The sequence below is a fragment of the Acetobacter papayae genome, assembly GCF_047721125.1.
Lineage (GTDB): Bacteria > Pseudomonadota > Alphaproteobacteria > Acetobacterales > Acetobacteraceae > Acetobacter > Acetobacter papayae.
Genome location: NZ_JBDNWF010000009.1, coordinates 68,663 through 90,904, shown reverse-complemented (window position 1 = coordinate 90,904; position 22,242 = coordinate 68,663). Strand labels below are relative to the sequence as shown.

Sequence of the window (22,242 nt, the reverse complement as noted above, 5' to 3'; positions counted from 1 at the left end):
CCGCGAGTCATGGTGTTAAAATCTCGTTTGGTGCCTTTGCCCGTGTGGGGGCCCCGGTCTCAATCGTGTGTATCATGATGGCGGCTGCCTGGATCATCTTGATCCAGCACCATGCCTGAGACTTCAGTTTAATCTGGAGGGTTAGAAAAACCCTCTCGTTTTAAAACATGCTCCGTGATTGCATATCTTCCCTTGATTAGAAGGGTAGATGATGAAGCAGTCCGGTTTGTTTGACGTTGAAGAGCGGTTGTCCCGGTTGAGCGATCTGGGTGATCAACTTGAAGCGTCTTCCCGGATTGTGGATTTTGAAGTCTTCCACCCTGATCTGGAGTAGGCTCTGGCCTATTCAGACGGTAGCAAAGGTGGTTGTCCCCCGTTTAATCCGGTGCTGATGTTCAAAATCCTGGTGATCCAGACGTGGAACACTCTGTCCGACGAACGGACGGAGTATCTGATCAACGACCGTCTGTCCTTCATGCGCTTCCTCGGCCTGACGTTATCGGATCGGGTGCCTGGTGCCAAAACGGTCTGGTTGTTTCCTGAACGTCTGCCCCAGGCGGTCGCGGTCGAAAGGCTGTTTGACCGGTTTGACGTGACTCTGCGTAACGCCGGTTATCTACCTATGTCGGGCCAGATACTGGATGCCACACTCCTGGCCGCGCCAAAGCAGTGCAATACCAACGCTGAGAAAGCGGATCTCCGGGCAGGGCGTATTCCTGAAGACTAGCACTACAGTTGCATTTTGTGTTGTGAATGAGCGCGGATAGCGCTGGCCTGATATTCGTTACCCACACGCAGAAGAATTTTGCCCACACGTTGCCCACAAAACTGCGCGCTTACATGAAACAAAATGAGAACACGTGAGACAACAGAAACAGCAAAAGGCCCTGAAAATCAAGGCCCGTGAGGAGTTATAAGAATTTGAGAGAATGCAACTTGGCGGATGGGGTGGGATTCGAACCCACGGTACGGTTCCCCGCACGCTGGTTTTCAAGACCAGTTCCTTAAACCGCTCGGACACCCATCCAGCTTCGCCAAGGCACTGCCTTATAAGCAGGATGCAGTGAGGCTGTCCAGCCACCCGCTTGCTGTATGATGCAAAGACAGCAGGTGGCGTGCGCCCCATGGCGCTTGCCCTTCCTGCCACGGGACTGTACAAGCCCCATCCTGAATAGCCATTCCTCTTGGGAACCACGTATGAAACAGCAGGCAAACCTGATCCGTGCCGGTCAGGTCATTGAGCATGACGGTCGTCGCTGGACGGTCTTGAAGCAGCAGATCATCACCCCCGGCAAGGGCGGCGCTTTCATTCAGGTTGAAATGCGCGACCTCAAGACGGGCAACAAGACCAACGAACGGTGGCGCACCGCCGATACCGTCGAACGTCTGATGACCGAAGACCGGGAATATCTGTACTCTTACACCGATGGTGAACTGCTGGTACTGATGGACCCCGAAAACTTCGAGCAGCTGACAGTGCCGCTTGAGCTGCTGGGCGAACAGGCTCCCTTTATTCAGGACAACATGACCATCAACCTGCATCTGGTTGAAGGCGACCCGGTGGGTATCGACCTGCCGCCGCAGGTCACGCTTGAGGTTGTCGAAGCCGATCCCGTCGTCAAGGGGCAGACCGCCAGCTCTTCCTACAAGCCTGCCAAGCTTTCTAACGGGGTCAAGACCATGGTGCCGCCCTTTATCGAAGCGGGCGAGCGTATCGTGGTTCGTACGGAAGACGGTTCCTACGTCGAACGCGCCAAGAACTGATCTTTTTCCGTCTCTCCACCCTTTAAGTCAGGACAAAACACCGTGGCCATGCGTCTCTCCCCCGTCATGATGGTGATGCAAACCGCAGCCCAGAAAGCGGCCAAGCGCCTGCTGCGTGACTTTAACGAAGTCGAGCAGCTTCAGGTCAGCATCAAGGGGCCGGGCGACTTTGTCTCCCAGGCGGATCTGCGCGCAGAACAGACTCTGCGTGAGGAACTGGAACGCGCCCGGCCCGGCTATGCCTTTCTTATGGAAGAATCCGGCGCATCAGGCAGCGATAACTGGACCTGGCGCTGGGTGGTGGACCCGCTCGACGGCACCACCAACTTCCTGCACGGCATTCCTCACTGGGCCATTTCCATCGGCCTGCAGCGCCGCCTACCTGATGGACGCGTGGAACTGGCAGCCGGGCTGGTTTACAACCCCGCCGCTGGTGAAATGTTCTGGGCCGAAAAAGGCTCGGGCGCCTATCTGAACGAGCGCCGCCTGCGTGTTTCCGCCCGGCGTGACATGAACGAGGCAGTGTTTGCCACGGGCATTCCCTTTGCCAAGGTTCCGGCCAAACAGCGCCTGCCCTTTGCCCGCGTTATGGGCAACCTGATGCCCCGCGTGGCGGGAATCCGCCGCTTTGGCGCCGCAGCCCTCGACCTCGCATGGGTCGCGGCCGGGCGCTACGAAGGGTATTGGGAATTTGGCATCAAACCGTGGGACTGCGCGGCTGGTGCACTGATCGTGCGTGAAGCGGGCGGTCAGGTCACAGACCCCGATGGTATTGACCTTGATGACCTGCCTGACGATGTGATGATCGTGGCCGGCAACGGCAACATGCATGGCAAGCTGCTCGAAATTGTTGTGGACAGCCTGAAAACTCAGGACTGATTTTTCCACCCGCTTTCAGGCTCAAGCCCGCGCGCCCTACCGGCACGCGGGCTTTTGTTTTTGAAGGACGGCTTTTGCTGCATCCCCTCTGGCGCTGAGCCTGCGAATAGCTCATCTAGAAAACATGCAGTCTTCTTTTCCCTCCGCGCATGATGCACCGGCCCTCGTCCCATACCGGGGCGGCTTTTCGCTTCTGACCGAGGATGGCGAACTACTGACCCTGCCTGCCCAGACCCTGCGTGAGCGGCTGAACACCCTTCCCCCGTTCCTTGTCGTCCACGCCCCCGCTCTGGCCCGCAGGCTGGGCTTGCCCGCGCCGGGACAACCCGGCCCATGGCTTGACCTCCTTGAGCTGTTTGCTTTCGTCCACCCTGCCCGCCCTGCCGTGCCCACACCACGAGGGCTGGCCATGGCTCTGGGGCTGGACGCAGAAACACTGGAAACAATCGAGGCTGATCTGTTGCCCGGCCTGCTGGCCTGCCTGCTGAACGACCTGCGCCAGCGCAATACCGGTGATGAGGCGGAACAGCTTGCCGCGTTCTGCCTACGCATGGCGCAGGCAGGCTGGCCATGGGCAGGCACCGTGGCCGAAACGCTGGAACTGCAAAACAGGCTTACCCCCCGCGGCACCCTGCCCGAAGAAGCCATGCAACCCGCCGATGCCCTCAGGGTGTGGCGCACCCTCCCCAAATGGGAGGAAAACGCACCACGCCCGCCCCCGGCCTCGCACGCCATCACGCCGCTCGAAGTTCGCGCCAGACTGGCCCATATTCTGGGTGAAGGCGCTGAAAGCCGCGCCGGTCAGGCGGATTTCGCCAATGTGTGCATCAACGCTTTCGCACCACGCAGCATGCCGGGCGACCCCACAGTGCTACTGGCTGAGGCCGGAACCGGAACCGGCAAGACTCTGGGCTACATCGCCCCCGCCAGCATCTGGGCCGAACGCAATGACGGGCCGGTATGGATCAGCACCTATACCCGCCACCTGCAACGCCAGATCGAGCAGGAAACCCGCCGCCTCTACCCCGACAGCGCCACACATCGGCAGAAGGTCGTGCTCCGCAAGGGCCGCGAGAACTATCTGTGCCTGCTGAACATGGAAGAGGCCGTCAACACAGCAACCAGCCGCCCCGCAGGCGTAAGTATTGCGCTGGTCATGCTCGCACGCTGGGCGCTGGTCACAGCCGATGGTGACCTGATGGGCGGAGACCTGCCGGGCTGGTTTGGCGATCTTTTCGGGCAGGGCAATCTGGCCGGGGTAGCAGACAGGCGCGGCGAATGTATCCATGGTGCCTGCCCGCATTACCAGCGCTGCTTTGTCGAACACAGTATCCGCCGCGCAAAGGATGCGGATCTGGTGATCGCCAACCATGCGCTGGTCATGGCGCAGGCAGCCTATGCACAGGCGGGCATTAGCGATGATGCCGCAAACAGCCCGGAAAATGCCCCCCCCTCACGCTATGTCTTTGATGAAGGCCATCATCTGGCCGATGCGGCGGATGGTGCTTTCTGCACTGAACTCTCCGGGCTGGAAGCAGCGGAACTCAGGCGCTGGCTGCTGGGGGCGGAGGGCCGACGCTCCCGCGCGCGCGGGCTCAAGCGGCGGCTGGATGATCTGGTTGTCGGCCACCCACGACTGGAAACACCGCTGGACGCGGCATTAACCGCGGCCCATGCACTCCCCGCTCCCGGCTGGTCCACCCGGCTGGCGGATGAAGACACAGCGCAGGAAGGCATGGAGCCAGATCCGCCGCCGCAGGAACCCGAGGTCTCCTTCGCCTCAACACTCCTCTTGCCGCCAGATGCGCCCGCCGCACAGCCTGTCATGGACAACCCAACCGAGGCTTTTCTGCGCCTGCTGCGCCAGCAAAGCCTTGCCCGTGCGCATGAAGGCGGACGGCAGCATTTACAGGGCGGCACGCTGGAATGCGACCTGCACCCTCTTGTGCCGGGTCTGGCGCAAGCCGGGCAGCTACTCTCCCGCGCACTGACCCGCCTTGTAGAGCCTCTACGCACGCTCTGCGACCGCCTGCGCGAGCGGCTGGAAGAAGATGCCGACAGTCTGGACAGCGCCACCCGCGTACGGATCGAAGCCATGACGCGCGCCTTGCACCGCCGTGCCATTGCCCGGTTGGATGCGTGGCTGGCCATGCTGTCCGAACTGGAGCTCTCACCCCAGACTGAAGGCCGCGTGCCTTCACATGTGCATTTCATCCGGCTGGAACGGCGTGAGCGCCAGCGCATGGGCGAACAGGACGTGGGCCTGCACCGCCACTGGATAGACCCGACCATTCCATTTGCCGCCACCATGGCTATTCCCGCACAGGGAATGCTGATTACCTCCGCCACCCTGCGCGACCACCAGCCCACCACCATATCGTCCGATAACAACCCGGATGACAGTCGAGAGGCCGATGATGCTGAACGCACATGGGAAGCGGCAGAGGCCCGCACAGGGGCCAATCATTTTCCCTCACCCGCCATACGGGCCAGCCTTGCCAGCCCGTTCAACTATCAGGCACAGACTCGTGTCTTTATCGTAACGGATGTAGACAACAGCAGTATTGTGGACCTGTCAGCCGCCTTCCGCACGCTGTTTATGTCCTCTGGCGGCGGGGCGTTGGGGCTGTTTACCGCTATTTCCCGCCTACGGGGGGTGCATGAGCGTATTGCCCCCACATTGGAGGAAAACGGGCTGCCGCTTTACGCCCAGCATGTCGATGCCATGGACAACAATACGCTGGTGGATATTTTCCGCACCGAGGAACATGCCTGCCTGCTCGGAACCGATGCCATGCGTGATGGGGTGGATGTGCCGGGCAATGCGCTCCGGCTGGTCGTGTTCGAGCGGGTGCCATGGCCACGCCCCGATATCCTGCACCGGGAGCGGCGCATTCATCTGGCGGGTGGAGACCCAAAAGGATTTGATGATGCCATTGCCCGCCTGCGTCTTCGACAGGCTTTCGGGCGGCTGATCCGCCGTCAGTCAGACCGTGGGGTATTTGTCCTGCTGGACCGGCGCGCACCTTCGCGCCTGCTCTCCGCCTTTCCCGGCGGGGTGGAAACACACAGGGCCGGGCTTGCACAAACTGCGCGTGCCATTACGGCCTTCCTGCATGCCAAACCCGATGCGCCACCATCAAGCGGTCAAGCCGCAACGCTGGATGACGCATGGGAAAACGGCCCCCCGCAAGACAGGGAGCCGTAACGGCCTTAAATAACCTGAAGGTTGGTCGCAGCCTGCTTGCCACGCTCTTCCACCAGATCGAAGGACACTTTCTGCCCGTCGTTCAGGCCGCGCAGGCCAGCAGCCTGAACGGCCGTAATGTGCACGAAAACATCCTTGCTGCCTTCATCGGGAGCAATAAAACCATAGCCTTTGGTGGTATTGAACCACTTGACGGTACCGGTGGGCATGAGCGGGAACGATCCTTGTTTCTCTTCAACTCCCGGCCACACACCACGCACTGCCGGGGTTTATGGTTTAATCCCGTCATGTGCGGGCGGTCTTGTCAATCAGAATATCCAGCCAGCCCTCAGGGAGCCAGTGCATTTTCCAGAAAGGACAGGCTACGTTCGCGTGCCAGAGCATAGGCTGGCGCATTGAAGGCCGCCCGCTCGGCACAGCCGAAACCATGCCCGGCTTCGTCGTAAACAAACATCTCCAACTCGGAATGTCTTTGGCGAATGGCTGCAATGTCAGCAGGCGGAATACTGGCATCCTGCCCGCCAAAATGCATCTGCACCGGGCAGGCAGGTTCCTGCTCCAGTGCCGAGGCTATGCCCACGCCATACCAGCAGCAGGCGGCGGCCAGCCCTTCAAGACGGCAGGCACTTTCCCATGCAAGCGTGCCTCCCCAGCAATACCCGATCATACCTGCCCTGCCCGAACGCGGGTGGGCCAGCACGGCGCGCAGGTCGGCCAGTGTCTGCTCAAGGGGAATCCGTGCGCGCAGGGCCTTGCCCTGCTCCACATCCGCCGCAGTATACCCCAGCGAGATACCCCGCTCGGCCCTGTCGAACAGGGCGGGGGCCAGCACATGAAAGCCCGCCTGCGCAAAATCTTCGCAAACCGCGCGGATATGGTGGTTCACCCCGAAAATTTCCTGCAAGACCACAAGCGTGGGCCGCAGGCCGGGCTGTCCCTCCTCCCAGACGTCAAAACCATGGCCGTCAGCGGCCTCGAGTGATATCCAGTGTCCCATCAGAGCGCCCCTTGTTATACCGGGTTTGCAAGCCTGTAGCGGCACCATAACCGATGCCAGCTCCGGCCATTATGACGTCAAAAAGAAACTGCGCGCCATTCCTTGACACCGCCATGGGGCGCACCTATCTCCTGTTCTGGCACTCCCGGGGTGGGAGTGCTAACGTAACGCGGCGTTATGTTACGCGCGGCAAAACTGATGGTGCTGCTTCCTGATACAAGGGCACCGTCACAGCAAGAATGTGGAGCGATCCATAATGACGAAGTTTCGTCCCTTACACGACCGTGTAGTTGTCCGCCGCCTTGAAGGCGAGCTGAAGACGGCTGGCGGAATCATCATCCCCGACACCGCCAAGGAAAAGCCGATGGAAGGCGAAGTTGTCGCCGCCGGCCCCGGTGCGCGCAACGAACAGGGCCAGATCGTGGCTCTGGACGTCAAGGCTGGCGACCGCATCCTGTTTGGCAAATGGTCCGGCACGGAAGTGAAGATCGACGGCGAAGAGCTGCTGATCATGAAGGAAAGCGACATTCTGGGCGTGATTTCCGCCTGAGCCGCTAACCCTTATCGCAATTCAAGAACGATCTTCACAGGAGACATTCAATGGCTGCCAAAGACGTAAAGTTTGGTGCTGATGCCCGCCAGCGTATGCTGCGCGGCGTGGACATTCTGGCCGACGCGGTCAAAGTAACGCTGGGCCCCAAAGGCCGTAACGTTGTTCTGGACAAGAGCTTCGGCGCGCCCCGCATCACCAAGGACGGCGTTTCCGTCGCCAAGGAAATCGAACTGGCTGACAAGTTCGAAAACATGGGCGCACAGATGCTGCGCGAAGTGGCCTCCAAGACCAACGACGTGGCCGGTGACGGCACCACGACGGCAACCGTGCTGGCTCAGGCCATTGTGCGCGAAGGCATGAAGGCCGTTGCCGCTGGCATGAACCCGATGGACCTCAAGCGCGGTATCGACAAGGCCGTGACCGTGGTTACGGAAGAGCTGAAGAAGAACGCCAAGAAGGTCACGACCCCGGCGGAAACCGCTCAGGTCGGCACGATTTCCGCCAACGGCGAACACGAAATCGGCCAGATGATCTCCGAAGCCATGCAGAAAGTTGGCTCCGAAGGCGTCATCACGGTTGAGGAAGCCAAGCACTTCCAGACCGAACTCGACGTTGTCGAGGGCATGCAGTTCGACCGCGGCTACCTGTCCCCCTACTTCGTCACCAACCCGGAAAAGATGACTGCGGACCTCGAAAATCCGTACATCCTGATCCACGAGAAGAAGCTCTCTTCTCTCCAGCCCATGCTGCCGCTGCTTGAAGCCGTTGTGCAGTCCGGCCGCCCGCTGCTGATCATCGCTGAAGATGTCGATGGCGAAGCGCTGGCCACTCTGGTTGTCAACAAGCTGCGTGGCGGCCTGAAGATCGCCGCTGTGAAGGCTCCGGGCTTTGGTGACCGTCGCAAGGCCATGCTGGAAGACATCGCGATCCTGACCGGTGGCCAGGTTATCAGCGAAGACCTCGGCATCAAGCTCGAAACCGTGACGCTGAACATGCTTGGCACCGCCAAGAAAGTGCATATCGACAAGGAAAACACCACCGTTGTCGATGGCTCTGGCAGCTCGGACGACATCAAGGGCCGCGTGAAGCAGATCCGTGCGCAGATCGAGGAAACCTCCTCCGACTACGACCGCGAAAAGCTGCAGGAACGTCTGGCCAAACTGGCTGGCGGTGTTGCCGTGATCCGCGTTGGCGGCTCCACGGAAATCGAAGTGAAGGAACGCAAGGACCGCGTGGACGACGCCCTGCACGCAACCCGCGCAGCAGTTGAAGAAGGCATTGTTCCCGGTGGTGGCACGGCTCTGGCCCGCGCAACCAAGGCTCTTGCCCACCTGCACTACCACAATGACGACCAGCGCGTTGGTGGCAACATCATCCTCAGCGCTCTGCAGGCTCCCCTGCGCCAGATCGCCCTGAACGCGGGTGAAGACGGTGCCGTGGTCGCCAACAAGGTGCTCGAAAGCGAAGACTACAACTTCGGCTTCGACGCACAGGCTGGCGAATACAAGAACCTGGTTGAAGCCGGTATTATCGACCCGGCCAAGGTTGTGCGCACGGCTCTGCAGGATGCAGCTTCCGTTGCTGGCCTGCTGATCACCACCGAAGCCATGGTGGCTGAACGTCCTGAAAAGAAGGCGGCTCCGGCCCCTGACATGGGCGGTATGGGTGGCATGGGCGGTATGGACTTCTAATACCCCTCTCCACACCTACTGTGGAAACGGCCGTGGCTTAATGTCACGGCCGTTTTTTTATGCCCGCAGGCTTAGCCGCTACCCGCATTGCGTTGCCTGATGCTGGACATTGAAATTTTCTCTGGACAATTCCGAGCAGAAAACGCTTTTTTACCGCAATGAGTTAGCCCCTCTGAGAACCCGGGCTATCCAATTCATCCCCCGCCCTTGCTGGAACCTCTCATGCAGGCTGCCCGACCGGACAAAAGCACTGTTATTTTCAAGGTTGTCTTGGGGCTTTTGCTGTATTTCATTACCTCGGCACTGGTTATTCGCTTTACAACCGACGGGCGCAGCCATGCCTCTATCTGGCCGGGTAACGGCATTATTCTGGCACTCCTGCTCAATAGGGGCTTAACCCTTCGCAAGCGTGTTCTGTGCCTGACCTTTCTGACGGACATTCTGGCCAAGAGCGTTGTCTGGCAATGGACCCCATGGTTTTGTGCCACGGCTTTTCTCAATGTTGCTGAAATCGCGTTGGTCGCGGCTTTTGCACGGTTTTATACGAGTCATGGCAAACCATTTTCCACAGCCCGCACGGTTCTGAATTTTGCATTGATCGCGGGGCTTGCCGTACCGTTCGTCATTTCCATACCCGGCGCGTTTGTCACCAGTATTGCACACCATACCAGCTTCTCGCTGTCTTTCTGGGAATGGCTGTTCAGCACGTCTTTCGGGCTGCTGATCTTTACCCCCATGTTTACCTCGCTGTTCGGCGGGCAATTCATGCATGACCTGACGGAAAATGGCAGCTATCCGTTATGGAAAATCGGTATTGTTCTGCTCTGTCAGGCCATTCTGGCCGTTTTGGTTTTCAGCCAGAGCGCCTATCCGCTGCTTTTCATTCCCGCTGAAGCCCTGATTATTTCCCCTATGCTGATCGGAGAGGCCGGAGCGACACTCTCCTTCATGATCATTACGATTACGGGACTTGCCTTTACAATTGATGGCAAAGGGCCAACCAGCCTCATCCATACTGATCATTTCAAACGCGAAGTGCTGCTGCAGGTCTATCTTTTCATCCTGCTGCTAACCGAGCGGCCTGTTTCTTCCATACTGATGAGCAAGCGTGCGCTCATCAAACGCCTGACCGCACGCGAACAGATGCTGGCACTGGCCATGATCAACGCGACAGACAGTATCCTCAGCTTTGACCGAGACTGGATCTGCCGCTGGGCGGGCGGCGCGTCGCTCTCCCTGCTGGGCGTTGCCAACGAAAACCTACCAACGCAACGGCTGTGCAACATTCTGGAAACTAACAACAGGGAAGTTGTTACCCTGATGGAAACATTTTTCAGTGGCGACCAGTATGCCGCCATTCTGGAAATTGCTGCCCCACACACGCAAGACACCACAATTGAACTCAACTTCCGCAAGGTTTTTGACGCGGGCACGGTTGCCGGTGCGATTGTCACCATCCATGATGTGACCCAGCGCAAGCTCAAGGAAGACGACATTGCCCGCCAGTCTGAAAGCGACCCCATGACGGGCCTTCTGAACCGGGCTGGGTTTCAGAGACGGATCAACGCGCTTATCAACGCCGAGCATGCAGATTTCTCTCTCGCCTATATTGATGCCGACCATTTCAAGGATATCAACGACCATTATGGTCATGAAGCAGGCGATACAGTGCTCAAGACCATAGCGGCACGAATCAGCCACCAGACGCGCGCAAGCGATATCGTCTCACGTTTCGGGGGAGATGAATTCGTGCTGGCTATTACAAAAAACCAGAAGGATGCCGCTGCAACGCTGGACCGGATCGTGCACGCCATTCACGACGAGCCTATTGCTCTTGATACGGGTGAAACTGTGCAGATTTCAATCAGTTGCGGTGTTGCCCCCTATAGCGTGGGCGTCTCGGTCGAATCCCTTTTACGGCAGGCAGACAGCGCACTGTACGAGGCCAAGAAAGCGGGCCGTAACCGCACCTGCGAAGTTAGCAGCGTTATCGTATCACCACAGACCCCAGCCACCTGAGGCACGCGGCCTCAGGCAGTGACGGGTTCAGATAATGTAATCAATGGGGGGGAGCGTCTGGTCCATATTCAACGCAGGCATGCTGCCGACATGGCGTGTCCCCACCTTGCGGGCCGGATTCCCGACAACCGTTGTAAAGGGCGGCACCGGTTCGAGAACAATGGAGCCCGCACCGATTTTAGCCCCTTCGCCCAGTTCGATATTACCCAGCACCTTGGCACCCGCGCCAATCAGCACACCACGGCGCACCTTGGGGTGGCGGTCGCCACTATGCTTGCCCGTGCCACCAAGGGTCACATTCTGCAAGATGGACACATCGTTTTCGATCACGCAGGTCTCTCCCACGACAATACCCGTGCCATGATCGAACAGGATGCGCCGCCCCAGACGGGCTGCTGGGTGAATATCTACACTGAACAGTTCTGACGCGCGGCTTTGCAGATGCAGCGCCAGATGGCCGCGCCCCGTCCGCCACAGCCAGTGCGCGACCCGGTAGGTCTGCACTGCATGATAGCCCTTGAAGAACAGGAACGGGGTGACAAAATCCGGGCAGGCCGGGTCACGCTCACGGATAGCCAGCAGATCGGCCGCCGCCGCGCACACAATGTCAGGGTCAGCCTCAAAACCTTCCTGCACCAGTTCGCTCAACGCATCCGCCGCCACGGAGCGGTCTCCCAGCTTGCGGCCCAGAAGGGCAGCCAGCGCCGAGGCAAAATCTGCATGGCTGCGCACGCCTGTTGCCAGCAGCCCACGCACCAGCGGGTCGTTGCAACCACAGGCATCGTGAAGCATCTGCTGCCATAACATGCCAAGCTGCGGCGCACACAGGCTGCTGCTTTTATCAAACTGGCTGGATGCGAGAACGCTCTGCTCCCGACTTCCTGTCATGACTGCATCATCCATGATCGTTTCCTGCTCCTACAGCCCCATGGCATGTCGGACAAAGGCCCTGCGTAGTGCTGGAATCCGGTGAACACTCGCAATACCGAGGTCACGCGCCAGACGCAGAACCGGATTATTATTACTGAACAGCCTGTCCAGCGCATCGGTTGCCGCCAGCATCAGCATATTGGCGGGGCGGCAGCGGGCCTGATAGCTGGCCAGCAATTCCGTGCTGCCCACATCCTGCCCTTTTGCATGCGCCTCAACCAGCAGGGGCACAAGCTGGATGATATCCCGATACCCCAGATTCAGCCCCTGCCCGGCTATGGGGTGGATACCATGGGCGGCATCCCCCACGAGCAGCAGCCGTGTATCAGTATAACGCTGCGCATACTGGGCGGAAAGCGGATATGTCCAGCGCCGCCCGACCGGCGTGACCCGGCCCAGCCGTTCCGTGCCCATGCGGCTTTCCACCTGCCGGGCAAAGACCTCATCCGGCAGGGCCGCAAAGCGTTCGGCCGTACCATCCTTGTCGCTCCAGACGATGGCGGACATGTGGGGATGTTCATCCGTGCCGCACATTGGCAGTTGCGCGAACGGCCCGGCGGGCAGAAAATGCTCAAGCGCGCTGTTATCATGCGGGAATTCATGAGCAATCGCGCAGACAATAGCCGTCTGCCCGTATGGCAGGCGTGTAAGCCCGATACCTGCTTCCTCCCGCAGGCGCGAGCGCCGGCCATCGGCCGCCACAATCAGCTTCGCTCCAAATGAGCGACCATCCGACAGGCTGACACGCGCCCCATCCGCCCGGCGGGTAATGCTGGCCTCCACCGGGGCCAGAACCGTAATGCCCGGTGTTGCCGCCAGACAGGTATTAAGCGCCACACGTAGGGCACGGGCCTCGATCATCCAGCCAAAAGGCTGGCCCGCATCCTCACGCTTGAATTCCAAAAACAGGGATGACGCGGGCTCGCCGGGGCGGCCATCTGTCACCAGAATATCCTCGATCGGGCAGGAGGGACGGGGCAGTGCATCCCACACCCCTGCTTCTTCCAGAAACAGCTTGGGGCCAGCCGCAATAGCATAGGCCCTGCCATCCAGATCAGGATGTTCCATACCCGCCAGTTCAGCCCGGTCCAGCACGGCAACACTCAAGCCCGCGCGGCCCAGACGGCAGGCCAGTGACGCGCCAACCGGCCCCGCCCCCACAATACAGACATCCACATCGGGCAGATCATCCGCGGGAAAAACGCCTTCCGCCATGCTGGCTGCGGCCTTCTGGTGCATATGCTCGGTTTCCTTCAATACCCAAGTCCCTGCCCTGCATGAGAGCAGACCCGCCACGCACCGGGCGGGCGGCGGATCATATATGCGCCTGACCGCCCGGAAAAACCAGACATGCGCTTGGAACATCCCACATAAAAGCCTAGCGCGGCATGACCAAATGTGTCAGTCTCGGAACAGGAAAGAAATGATTATCGGGAGGGAGTAAAAGTTAAATGAAACTGATTACAGCCATTATAAAGCCCTTCAAACTCGGCGATGTGCGCGAAGCGCTCGCCCCGCTTGGGGTGCAGGGTCTGACCGTTTCTGAAGTCAAGGGTTTTGGCCGCCAGAAAGGCCAGAACGAAATCTACCGTGGCGCCGAATACCGGATCAGCTTCCTTCCCAAGATCAAGGTGGAAATCGCCACGACTGACGATCTGGTTGATCAGGTTATCGAAGCCATCCTTGATTCCGCTCACACAGGCAAGATCGGCGACGGCAAAATTTTTGTCAGCGATCTCGACCGCGTTATCCGTATCCGCACCCGCGAAACAGGCGATTCCGCCCTGTAATTAACGGATTTTCCGCCTTTCCATGCCTGCTTTCCCTATTGGGTAACAGCATGGAAAGGCCGGGCGCCTTACACAAGCGCGCTCTTTGGGCAGATTTTCAAAAAACCGACAGACCATTTTATGGCCTGTCCTGCCCCTGACATATCTCCCACCCGTTTCTTTCTGTCTTCAAACTTGGCCTTAACCGGCCGGGCAAGGCGCGCAAGCCCGCAACATGGGGCCTGCGCGCTTTTATGCGTTCAATAACCCGCATGGCTGTGCATCTACCCGGCTCCTTTATCGCTGCCTTGTGATCACTCTGAATAGTGTCGTTTTACTTTCTCTCATACCGACAACAATTTCAGTCTCTCTTAAACCGGCCCGACCTCACTATCAGAACCAACGTGAATATTGCGTGCTCAGAATAAGAAACCTGCACACGCCAATAAAAAAGCCCCCGCCACACACGGTGGCGGGGGCTTTCCTCTGTCAGAAATACCCTCCCCTGATAGGGAGGGCACTTTCAAACTCAGAGGTTGATCTGTTCCCCATGCAGGGACGTATCCAGACCTTCCTGTTCCTGATCGGGGGTAACGCGCAGGCCGATCACAACATCCACAACCTTGAGGATGATGAAGCTGACCAGAGCACACCACACGATGGTAACCATAACGGCCTCAGCCTGAATCATCATCTGCTTGAAGGAGCCGACAATCCCCTCAGGGCTGGCGTCCGTGGCGGACAGCGGGCCATAAGCCAGCAGACCGGTCAGCAGTGCACCAACAATACCGCCAACGCCATGCACGCCAAAGGCGTCGAGGCTGTCGTCATAACCCAGCATGTGCTTGAGGCTGGTAGCGCTCCAGTAGCAGACCACACCGGTGATCAGGCCAATGATCAGCGCACCGCCGGGCAGCACGAAACCAGCCGCCGGGGTAATGGCCACAAGGCCACCCACTGCACCGGAAATGATACCCAGAACGGTCGGCTTGCCTGCACGCAGCCATTCCATCACCATCCAGGACAGGCCTGCGGCGGCGGCGGCGATCTGCGTCGTCACCATGGCCATGCCCGCACGGCCAGCCGCACCCAGAGCAGAACCCGCGTTGAAGCCGAACCAGCCAACCCACAGCAGGGAAGCGCCAATAACGGCATAGGTCAGGTTGAAGGGAGCAAGGTCATCCTGCCCGTAACCCTTACGGCGACCCAGAACCAGTGCGCAGACAAGACCGGCCACACCGGCATTGATATGCACGACCGTACCACCAGCGAAGTCAGCAGTGCCGAGAGCGGCCAGCCAGCCCATCGGGCTCCAGACCCAGTGAGCGATCGGCGCGTAAACCAGCAGCGACCACAGAACAGAGAACACGCACATGGCGCTGAACTTCATCCGCTCTGCATAGGCACCGGCGATCAGTGCCGGGGTGATGATGGCAAACGTCATCTGGAAGACCATGAAGACGCTTTCGGGGATGGTCATCGTCGAGGCGTTGGGCGTGCCTTCACCAATGGTGAAGGGAATATCCGCACCATTATGGATGTGTTCGCCAAGGCCGTTAAGGAAAAGACGCGAAAAACCACCGATCCAAGGCGTGCCATTGCTGAACGCCAGAGAGTAGCCAGCTACCATCCACACGATGGACATGAGACAGCACAGGGCGAAAGCCTGCATCATGGTGGCCAGAACGTTCTTCTTGCGCACCATACCCGCGTAGAAGAGGCCCAGACCGGGAATGGTCATCATGAGAACCAGCGCCGTGCTGGTCAGCATCCATGCGGTATCACCGGTATCGATGGCCGGAGCGGCATCGGCCGCCAGGGCGGAACCGCCACCCAGCAGCGAAACCGCAACCGCGCCCGCCAGCAGTGACAGGGATGACGTCATCCCCGTGCGTTTTACGGCAGAATATGCCCTAGATAATGACAGGAACATATATTGGGTCTCTCCTTAAACTCAAGGCTCTCAGCAATACTGGTTTTAATGGTTCACCGGCTGACACTGCCATTGTTTGACTTGTATCTCAAGCGGAACAAAGCACCCTTTGTTAGCGTATTCCGTAATCATGGCCAGAATCTGAACATGAACGGGCGTAATCGTGACGGTTCATGCCCTGCTGCCAGACAAAGAAGCGTGGTCTAAAAACCTTTAAATTCCTTCTTTTTCTGCCACTTCCCGGTAGGTTGCACGTGCCACGACAGCCGCGGCTCTTTCACGCGCATTTTCTGCCAAATGCGGCATGGATGCCACACCCGATCCACCCAGCCCCAATCATGCGCAGACTGTTACATACCCCCTGCGCCCGCCTGATACCGATAGCCCCAACAAGGCCGCCCCACCGCCGGAAAACGCCCCTTACGGCACAAAAGCAGACCCATACAAGGGCCTTTAACATTATGCGAATTTGCCGTAGCGTGCACGGGTCATCGCTCTTCTGGCTGACGGACAGGGCAATGGGCCACAGCGCCCGTCAGAGGCTATGAGCGTGCATCTTCCTGCCTATCTTCCTTGTAAGGTAATCACCATGAAAGTATTCGCGCGTATTGGTCTGGCGGCGACGCTCCTCGCCTGCACCACTGTTATGGCCGCCCCCAGCGCCCATGCGCTGACGGCCAAGGAATGCCACGAAAAGTTCAAGGAAGCGAAAGCCGATGGCTCGCTGAAGGATCAGACCTACAAGGCGTTCAAGACCGCTACGTGCGATGCGGCACAGCCGGAAGCGACCAAGGCTACGGAAACCAAAGCCGCAGAAGCCAAAGCGCCGGAGGCAAAACCCGCTGAAACCAAGGCAGCCGAAACCGCCAGCACGGCCAAGCCCCTGCCCACCAGCGCTGAAGGTGCGGTTTTCCCGAGTGCTGTCAGCGCCCAGTATTCAAAGCTCAGCGCAGGAAAAGCCCGTCAGAAAACCTGCCTTGACCAGTACAACGCCAACAAGGCCAACAACGCCAATGGTGGCCTGAAATGGATTCAGAAAGGCGGCGGCTATTACAGCGTGTGCAACACACGCCTGAAGGGCTGATACGCTCAGGCTCTAAAACGCGCACCACTCTGCCCTGCCGGGTGGTGCGCTCCAGAGTTCTTACGGCTCAACGCGTTTACGGGCAGGCATGAGGTAGAGCGAGCGCGTTGCGTAAGAAATCCACACCCTGTGGGTCATGAACCAGTCTGCCCCCAGCAGCATGTCCGCCGTATCATGCACGGGCGAGACAGTTAAAACCGGTGCTTTTTCATCTTCCTGACCGACTCGCAGGCTCTGAAAACGGTGCCAGTGATAGACTTGCCCGTGCCCATCCAGTCCGGCGGCAACCCCGCCCGGATCGCCTGCCAGTGTCGCGGCCGAAACGCCAGCCCTGTGCGCCGCGTCAGTAGATACAATGGTGGAGCGTGCGCCACTATCGATCAGGGCATGCAGGGTATGGCCATCAAGTTCCACCGCCGCCATCAGGCGTTTACGCGGGGTAATATCGAGCGGCACCGCCCGATACAGATACCGCCAGCCAACAGGGCCTGAACACGTTGCGGTTGCGGGCGACCAGAACGCCATCCAACCTTCCGCCACGCTGAATTCTATATCGTAACGCGAGAGCAGGTCAGCCCCCACCAACCCTTCAATAGCGGGCACCAATGCGGGGATGGCGGGCAAGGCCTCTACCGGGACGGAAACCGGGCCAAATTCTACCGTACCAATCCGCAGGGAATGGATAATGGCATTGGGCACAAGCCGCCCCTCGCCCCCGGTGCCCTGCACCACCGTCCGCCGTTCTCGGTCGGGCTGCATATCAAACAGGGCCATGGCCTCGGGAGAGACAAGACTGCCCTCGGAGCCGGTATCGACAATCATCCGCGCAGCATGGCCGTTCAGGCTGGCGGGCACGTTGATAAAACCGGCATCATTACGCAGTGACACCCGCGCCACCAGATGCTGGCACGCGGCAGGCTCGGCATGCGCTTGTGAGCAGAAAAAAGCCATGGCCAGAAACGCCATGGCCACAGGCGCGCCATGGCGTGGCAGAGACGGCAAAACCCGCCTGCCCCACCCGGCCCGCCTGTTTTCCCGCCCGGAGACCATCAGCCCAGTTCTCTGGCAAAACGGTCTGCCGCATTCAGCAGGGCTGTCAGGATACCCGGCTCGAACAAGGCATGCCCGGCCGCGTCAATCAGATGAAACTCTGCCTCCGGCCATGCCCGGTGCAGGTCCCATGCCGTGCGCACCGGCGTGGCCATGTCATAGCGCCCCTGCACAATCACGGTGGGAATATGCCGGATGCGCTCCACATCACGGATAAGCTGCCCCTCCTCCAGCCAGCCGTCATGAACGAAGTAATGGTTTTCGATACGCGAGAAGGCCAGAGCATATTCGGCCTCGTCATGCTGCTCTTCCAGTTCGGGAGAGGGCAGCAGGGTCAGGGTTCGGCCTTCCCACAGGCTCCAGGCCTTGGCGGCCTGCACGCGCGTTTCCCTGTCCTCGTCCGTCAGGCGGCGGCGATAGGCGGCCATCATGTCGTGCCGCTCCGCTTGGGGAATAGGGGCCAGAAAGTCCTCCCATTTATCAGGAAACAGCCATGAGGCACCCTCCTGATAATACCAGAGCAGTTCGGCCTTCCGCAGTGTGAAGATGCCGCGCAGCATCAAGGCCAGAACCCTGTCCGGGTGGGTTTGGGCATAAGCCAGCGCGAGCGTTGAACCCCACGAGCCGCCAAACACCGCCCATTGCGCCACACCGCACTGTTCGCGCAGGCGTTCGATATCGGCTACCAGATGCCATGTCGTATTGGCTTCAAGGCTGGCATGGGGGCGTGAGCGTCCGCAGCCGCGCTGGTCAAACAGCACAATACGATACCGGGTAGGGTCAAACAGCCGACGCTGGGCTGGGGAACAGCCGCCCCCCGGCCCGCCATGTAAAAACACCACCGGAATGCCATCGGGGTTGCCGCATTCCTCCCAGTAGATTTCGTGCCCTTCACCCGTATCGAGATAACCGTGGGCGTAGGGTTCGATCTCGGGCCAGGGGGCGCGGTATGCTTCCATCATGCCAGTTTTCGTCCTTTGGACTTTTCTGTGTTATTTCCTGTTGCGTTCCATTTGCGCACGTGGGTGCGCGCGCGTCCAGACATCCAGCAGGCGGGCTTCGTCTGTCAGGGTATAGCGCTGGGTGGTGGACAGGCTGGCATGGCCCAGCAATTCCTGAATAACCCGCAAATCCGCCCCCCCTTCCATCAGATGCGTGGCAAAGGAATGTCGCAGTGCATGCGGGGTTGCATGCTCGGACAGGCCGGAAAGTGTGCGCCATGTGCGCATGGCCTTTTGCGCTATGGTCGGTTGCAACCGCCCTCCGCGCACGCCAACAAACAGAGGGGCTTCTGCCGTAGGGCATGGATGCAGGGCCAACCATGCCTCCAGCGCCTGCTGCACCTGCGGCAGCACGGGCACCAGCCGTTCCTTGCCCCCCTTACCCTGAATCCGCAGCCCGCCCGTAGCGGCAAGGGTACGCATATCCGCCACATCCAGCGACAGCGCTTCGGAAATACGTAATCCGCAACCGTAGAGCAGCAGAAACAGCGCCTTGTCCCGCCCGCGCTCAAAGGGGGTACGGGCCAGTTCCGCTATATCCTCAGGGGCCGCCAGCGCATCGGGGCGAGACAACGGACGGGGCAGTGTTTTTTTAACACGCGGGCCACCCAGAAGCTGAATGGCCGTATTTTCAACCCCTTCGCGTCGGGCAAGATAGCGGAAAAACGACCGCAGGGCCGAAACCCTGCGTGCGCGGGTTCGAGCCGCCTGATCGGGGGTGGAAGGCCGCACCGCTGGCCTGTCATTTCGTGCCAGAGCCCGGGCCTGCTCCTGCGCCAGCCACGCCCTGAAATCGCGCAGGGTCAGTTGCCCTAGTCCGGCCATATCGGGCAGGCCATTCATATGCCCGGCCAGAAAAACCAGAAAACGCGACAGATCGGCCCTATAAGCCTCAAGCGTGCGCGGAGAGGCCCGTTTTTCAACCGCCATCCATTCCATAAACCGCTGAACCGCTTCTTCCGCTGTCATATGCGCTCCCTGTCAAACCACCTGTCCGGTATGCGACCTGCCGTTCCAACATACGCAGCAGGCCTGCTCCGGCTTTTTGGCCCTGTTCTTTGCGCCGCCACGGGCTTAAATACTGAACCATGGCTCAGCCCCCTTCTTCCCACGAAATGGATGCCCCGGCCAGCGTTGCCCGTGTGTCCGTGCTGCTGCCCATGCCGTTCGCGGGGGCTTTTGATTACGCGGCCCCTGCCCCCATGGCGTTACAGCCAGGGGATATTGTCACAGTGCCGCTGGGCCGAAGGTTTGAAACCGGCGTGGTCTGGGATGCGACCCCGGACCTTCCACCCGACCTCGCCTATGCCACCGACACAAAACCAGTTCCCGCCAGCCGCCTGCGCCCGGTTTCCGCACGGCTTGACCTCCCCCCCCTCAATGCCGAGTTGCGCCGTTTCGTAAACTGGGTTGCCGCCTATACGCTCTCGCCCCCCGGCATGGTGCTGGCCATGACCCTGCGCCAGCCCATGCAAGGCGTGCCTGCCCCCAGCATGGGCTGGCTGGCCGCCCCCCTACCCGACACACTCCGCCTGACACCGGCACGGCAGAAAGTCCTGTCAGTCCTGGGCGATGGCCCACCCCGCACCACCACAGATCTGGCAAGTGCCGCAGGCGTGGGGGCCGCGGTCATTCGCGGTCTGGCCGATGCGGGAGCCTTGCGCCCTGTGCGCCTTGACCCCGGCCATGCCTTTGCAACACCCGACCCTGATCACTGCCCGCCCGTGCTTGAAGGCGCGCAGCTTGAGGCGGCACAAGCCCTGCGTGGCTGCGTGCATGAAGGCGGTTTTTCCGTCACCCTGCTGGAAGGGGTTACGGGTTCGGGGAAAACCGAAATCTATCAGGAAGCCGTAGCCGCCTGCCTTAAAACGGGTCGGCAGGTGCTTGTGCTCCTGCCTGAAATCGCTCTCTCGGCCCAGTGGATGGGGCGCTTTGCCCGGCGCTTTGGGGTGCCGCCCGCCATATGGCATTCCGAAATCGGGCAGAAAGCGCGCAGGCAGACATGGCTTGGCACGGCTGATGGCTCGGTACAGGTGGTTGTGGGAGCCCGCTCGGCCCTTTTCCTGCCCTTCAAGTCGCTGGGTCTGGTGATCGTGGACGAAGAACACGAGCCCCTGTTCAAGCAGGAGGAAGGGGTTATGTACAACGCGCGGGACATGGCCGTGCTGCGCGGGCGGCTGGCGGGGGTTCCGGTCATTCTGGCTTCTGCCACACCCAGCCTTGAAACGCTGGCCAATGTCGAGGCCGGGCGCTACCGCCACCTTGTGCTCCCCACCCGCCACGGGGGCGCGGCCCTGCCTGAAACCCGCCTGCTAGACCTGCGCGATCATCCGCCGCCACGCGGGTTGTTTCTCTCCCCTGTCCTGCGCGATGAAATAGCCGCGACACTGGAGCGAAAGGAGCAGGCCATGCTGTTCCTGAACCGCCGGGGCTATGCGCCGCTAACCCTGTGCCGCGCCTGCGGGCACCGGATGGAATGCCCGCACTGCACCTCGTGGCTGGTGGAACACCGGGCCCGCAAGGTGCTCTCCTGCCATTACTGCGATACCACCCAGCCCCTGCCGTCGACCTGCCCTGCCTGCAACGAAGAAAACAGCCTGACCGCCATAGGCCCCGGCATAGAGCGCATTACGGAAGAAGCGCGTGAGCTTTTTCCTGAGGCCCGTATTCTGGTCATGTCGAGCGATACGCTCGGTGGCCCCAAGGCCACGGCGGCAGCGATTGAAAAAATCTCCCGCCGTGAGGCGGATCTGATTATCGGCACACAGGTCGTCGCCAAGGGCTGGCATTTTCCCTACCTGACCCTTGTGGGCGTTGTGGATGCCGATCTGGGTCTGGGCGGAGCTGACCTGCGCGCGGGTGAGCGCACGATCCAGCTCCTGCATCAGGTTGCCGGGCGTGCAGGCCGCGCCGAAGCGCCGGGCCGGGTGCTGCTGCAAAGCTACATGCCCGAACACCCGGTCATGCAGGCACTGCTTTCGGGCGATTTCGACAGTTTCATGGCACAAGAGGCCGAGCAGCGCCGCCCCGGTTTCTGGCCCCCTTACGGGCGGCTGGCAGCACTGGTGATCAGCGCGGCCGAAGCGCAGGCGGCAGACCATGCCGCCGCCATGCTGGGCCGCGCGGCCCCTTATGGCGAAGGAATTCAGGTGCTGGGGCCAGCCCCTGCACCACTGGCCCTGCTACGCGGGCGGCACAGGCGGCGTCTGCTCCTGCGCACCCGCCGGTCCATTGCGGTGCAGCCTATCCTGCGCCGATGGCTGGCGGCGGTTGATCTCGGCCGGGCCGTGCGGGTCGATATAGATATCGACCCGGTTTCATTTCTCTAGGCGAAACAACGCCAGCGCGTTCCGCCCGGAGCCTG

General features: G+C 60.2%; 18 protein-coding genes, 1 tRNA gene and 1 pseudogene. 11 read left to right on the top strand and 9 right to left on the bottom strand.

Going from position 1 to position 22,242, the window contains the following annotated elements; genetic code table 11:
* Window positions 1-208: 208 nt before the first annotated feature.
* Window positions 209-721, top strand: a pseudogene (locus ABF757_RS04945) (transposase); the annotation flags it as partial.
* Between the two features lie 216 nt (window positions 722-937).
* Here ABF757_RS04945 and ABF757_RS04940 read toward each other — a convergent pair.
* Window positions 938-1,027 (bottom strand) — tRNA-Ser (locus tag ABF757_RS04940).
* A gap of 170 nt (window positions 1,028-1,197) precedes the next feature.
* Between ABF757_RS04940 and efp the strand changes: the two genes are divergently transcribed.
* The 3 genes from efp to ABF757_RS04925 all read left to right on the top strand — a co-directional run bounded on the left by efp (window position 1,198) and on the right by ABF757_RS04925 (window position 5,851).
* Window positions 1,198-1,764 carry an elongation factor P gene (efp, locus tag ABF757_RS04935; RefSeq protein WP_025860454.1) on the top strand — a complete coding sequence of 189 codons (567 nt, stop codon included), beginning with the start codon at window positions 1,198-1,200 and terminating at the stop codon, window positions 1,762-1,764.
* A 48-nt stretch (window positions 1,765-1,812) separates the two neighbouring features.
* Window positions 1,813-2,643 (top strand): inositol monophosphatase family protein, encoded by an 831-nt coding sequence (locus tag ABF757_RS04930; RefSeq protein ID WP_025860453.1) that lies wholly within the window; start codon window positions 1,813-1,815, stop codon window positions 2,641-2,643.
* A gap of 124 nt (window positions 2,644-2,767) precedes the next feature.
* Complete coding sequence (locus ABF757_RS04925; RefSeq protein WP_415481181.1) at window positions 2,768-5,851, top strand: ATP-dependent DNA helicase; 3,084 nt, start codon at window positions 2,768-2,770, stop codon at window positions 5,849-5,851.
* 5 nt (window positions 5,852-5,856) lie between these two features.
* Here ABF757_RS04925 and ABF757_RS04920 read toward each other — a convergent pair whose 3' ends face one another.
* Entirely contained in the window at window positions 5,857-6,060 is a 204-nt protein-coding gene (locus ABF757_RS04920; RefSeq protein ID WP_025860452.1) for a cold-shock protein, read from the bottom strand.
* 119 nt (window positions 6,061-6,179) lie between these two features.
* Window positions 6,180-6,848: a dienelactone hydrolase family protein gene (locus ABF757_RS04915; RefSeq protein ID WP_415481180.1), complete on the bottom strand. Its 669-nt coding sequence runs from the start codon at window positions 6,846-6,848 to the stop codon at window positions 6,180-6,182.
* A gap of 256 nt (window positions 6,849-7,104) precedes the next feature.
* Here ABF757_RS04915 and ABF757_RS04910 point away from each other — a divergent pair, with 256 nt between their 5' ends.
* The 3 genes from ABF757_RS04910 (at window position 7,105) to ABF757_RS04900 (ending at window position 11,111) form a co-directional block, all read left to right on the top strand.
* Complete coding sequence (locus ABF757_RS04910; RefSeq protein WP_025860450.1) at window positions 7,105-7,398, top strand: co-chaperone GroES; 294 nt, start codon at window positions 7,105-7,107, stop codon at window positions 7,396-7,398.
* A 50-nt stretch (window positions 7,399-7,448) separates the two neighbouring features.
* Window positions 7,449-9,092: a chaperonin GroEL gene (gene groL / locus ABF757_RS04905; RefSeq protein WP_415481179.1), complete on the top strand. Its 1,644-nt coding sequence runs from the start codon at window positions 7,449-7,451 to the stop codon at window positions 9,090-9,092.
* A gap of 222 nt (window positions 9,093-9,314) precedes the next feature.
* Window positions 9,315-11,111: a sensor domain-containing diguanylate cyclase gene (locus ABF757_RS04900; RefSeq protein WP_415481178.1), complete on the top strand. Its 1,797-nt coding sequence runs from the start codon at window positions 9,315-9,317 to the stop codon at window positions 11,109-11,111.
* 27 nt (window positions 11,112-11,138) lie between these two features.
* Here ABF757_RS04900 and cysE read toward each other — a convergent pair whose 3' ends face one another.
* Window positions 11,139-11,918, bottom strand: coding sequence for a serine O-acetyltransferase (gene cysE, locus ABF757_RS04895; protein WP_415481185.1), 780 nt, complete (start codon window positions 11,916-11,918; stop codon window positions 11,139-11,141).
* A gap of 111 nt (window positions 11,919-12,029) precedes the next feature.
* Window positions 12,030-13,280, bottom strand: a complete 1,251-nt coding sequence (locus ABF757_RS04890) for a UbiH/UbiF/VisC/COQ6 family ubiquinone biosynthesis hydroxylase (protein ID WP_415481177.1) — start codon at window positions 13,278-13,280, stop codon at window positions 12,030-12,032.
* Between the two features lie 212 nt (window positions 13,281-13,492).
* On the opposite strand from ABF757_RS04890, the gene ABF757_RS04885 reads away from it, so the two are divergent.
* On the top strand, window positions 13,493-13,831 hold the full coding sequence (locus ABF757_RS04885; RefSeq protein WP_025860447.1) for a P-II family nitrogen regulator: 339 nt from the start codon (window positions 13,493-13,495) through the stop codon (window positions 13,829-13,831).
* A 508-nt stretch (window positions 13,832-14,339) separates the two neighbouring features.
* On the opposite strand, the gene ABF757_RS04880 is transcribed toward ABF757_RS04885, so the two are convergent.
* A complete protein-coding gene (locus tag ABF757_RS04880) occupies window positions 14,340-15,695 on the bottom strand; it encodes an ammonium transporter (protein WP_415481176.1) in 1,356 nt (451 codons plus the stop codon).
* Between the two features lie 352 nt (window positions 15,696-16,047).
* Between ABF757_RS04880 and ABF757_RS04875 the strand changes: the two genes are divergently transcribed.
* Window positions 16,048-16,200 carry a hypothetical protein gene (locus ABF757_RS04875; RefSeq protein ID WP_415481175.1) on the top strand — a complete coding sequence of 51 codons (153 nt, stop codon included), beginning with the start codon at window positions 16,048-16,050 and terminating at the stop codon, window positions 16,198-16,200.
* Between the two features lie 132 nt (window positions 16,201-16,332).
* Complete coding sequence (locus ABF757_RS04870) at window positions 16,333-16,827, top strand: hypothetical protein (protein WP_415481174.1); 495 nt, start codon at window positions 16,333-16,335, stop codon at window positions 16,825-16,827.
* A gap of 60 nt (window positions 16,828-16,887) precedes the next feature.
* Here the strand turns inward: ABF757_RS04870 and ABF757_RS04865 are convergent, their stop codons facing one another.
* Genes ABF757_RS04865 through ABF757_RS04855 form a run of 3 tightly spaced genes read right to left on the bottom strand, consistent with a single transcriptional unit; the run spans window position 16,888 to window position 19,847 of the window.
* Window positions 16,888-17,877, bottom strand: coding sequence for a retroviral-like aspartic protease family protein (locus ABF757_RS04865; protein WP_415481173.1), 990 nt, complete (start codon window positions 17,875-17,877; stop codon window positions 16,888-16,890).
* Complete coding sequence (pip, locus tag ABF757_RS04860) at window positions 17,877-18,839, bottom strand: prolyl aminopeptidase (protein WP_415481172.1); 963 nt, start codon at window positions 18,837-18,839, stop codon at window positions 17,877-17,879. Before pip ends, ABF757_RS04865 begins: the two co-directional genes overlap by 1 nt.
* 30 nt (window positions 18,840-18,869) lie before the next feature.
* Window positions 18,870-19,847: a tyrosine recombinase XerC gene (locus tag ABF757_RS04855; RefSeq protein ID WP_415481171.1), complete on the bottom strand. Its 978-nt coding sequence runs from the start codon at window positions 19,845-19,847 to the stop codon at window positions 18,870-18,872.
* A gap of 119 nt (window positions 19,848-19,966) precedes the next feature.
* Here ABF757_RS04855 and ABF757_RS04850 point away from each other — a divergent pair, with 119 nt between their 5' ends.
* Window positions 19,967-22,207, top strand: a complete 2,241-nt coding sequence (locus ABF757_RS04850; RefSeq protein ID WP_415481169.1) for a primosomal protein N' — start codon at window positions 19,967-19,969, stop codon at window positions 22,205-22,207.
* Window positions 22,208-22,242 lie beyond the last annotated feature (35 nt).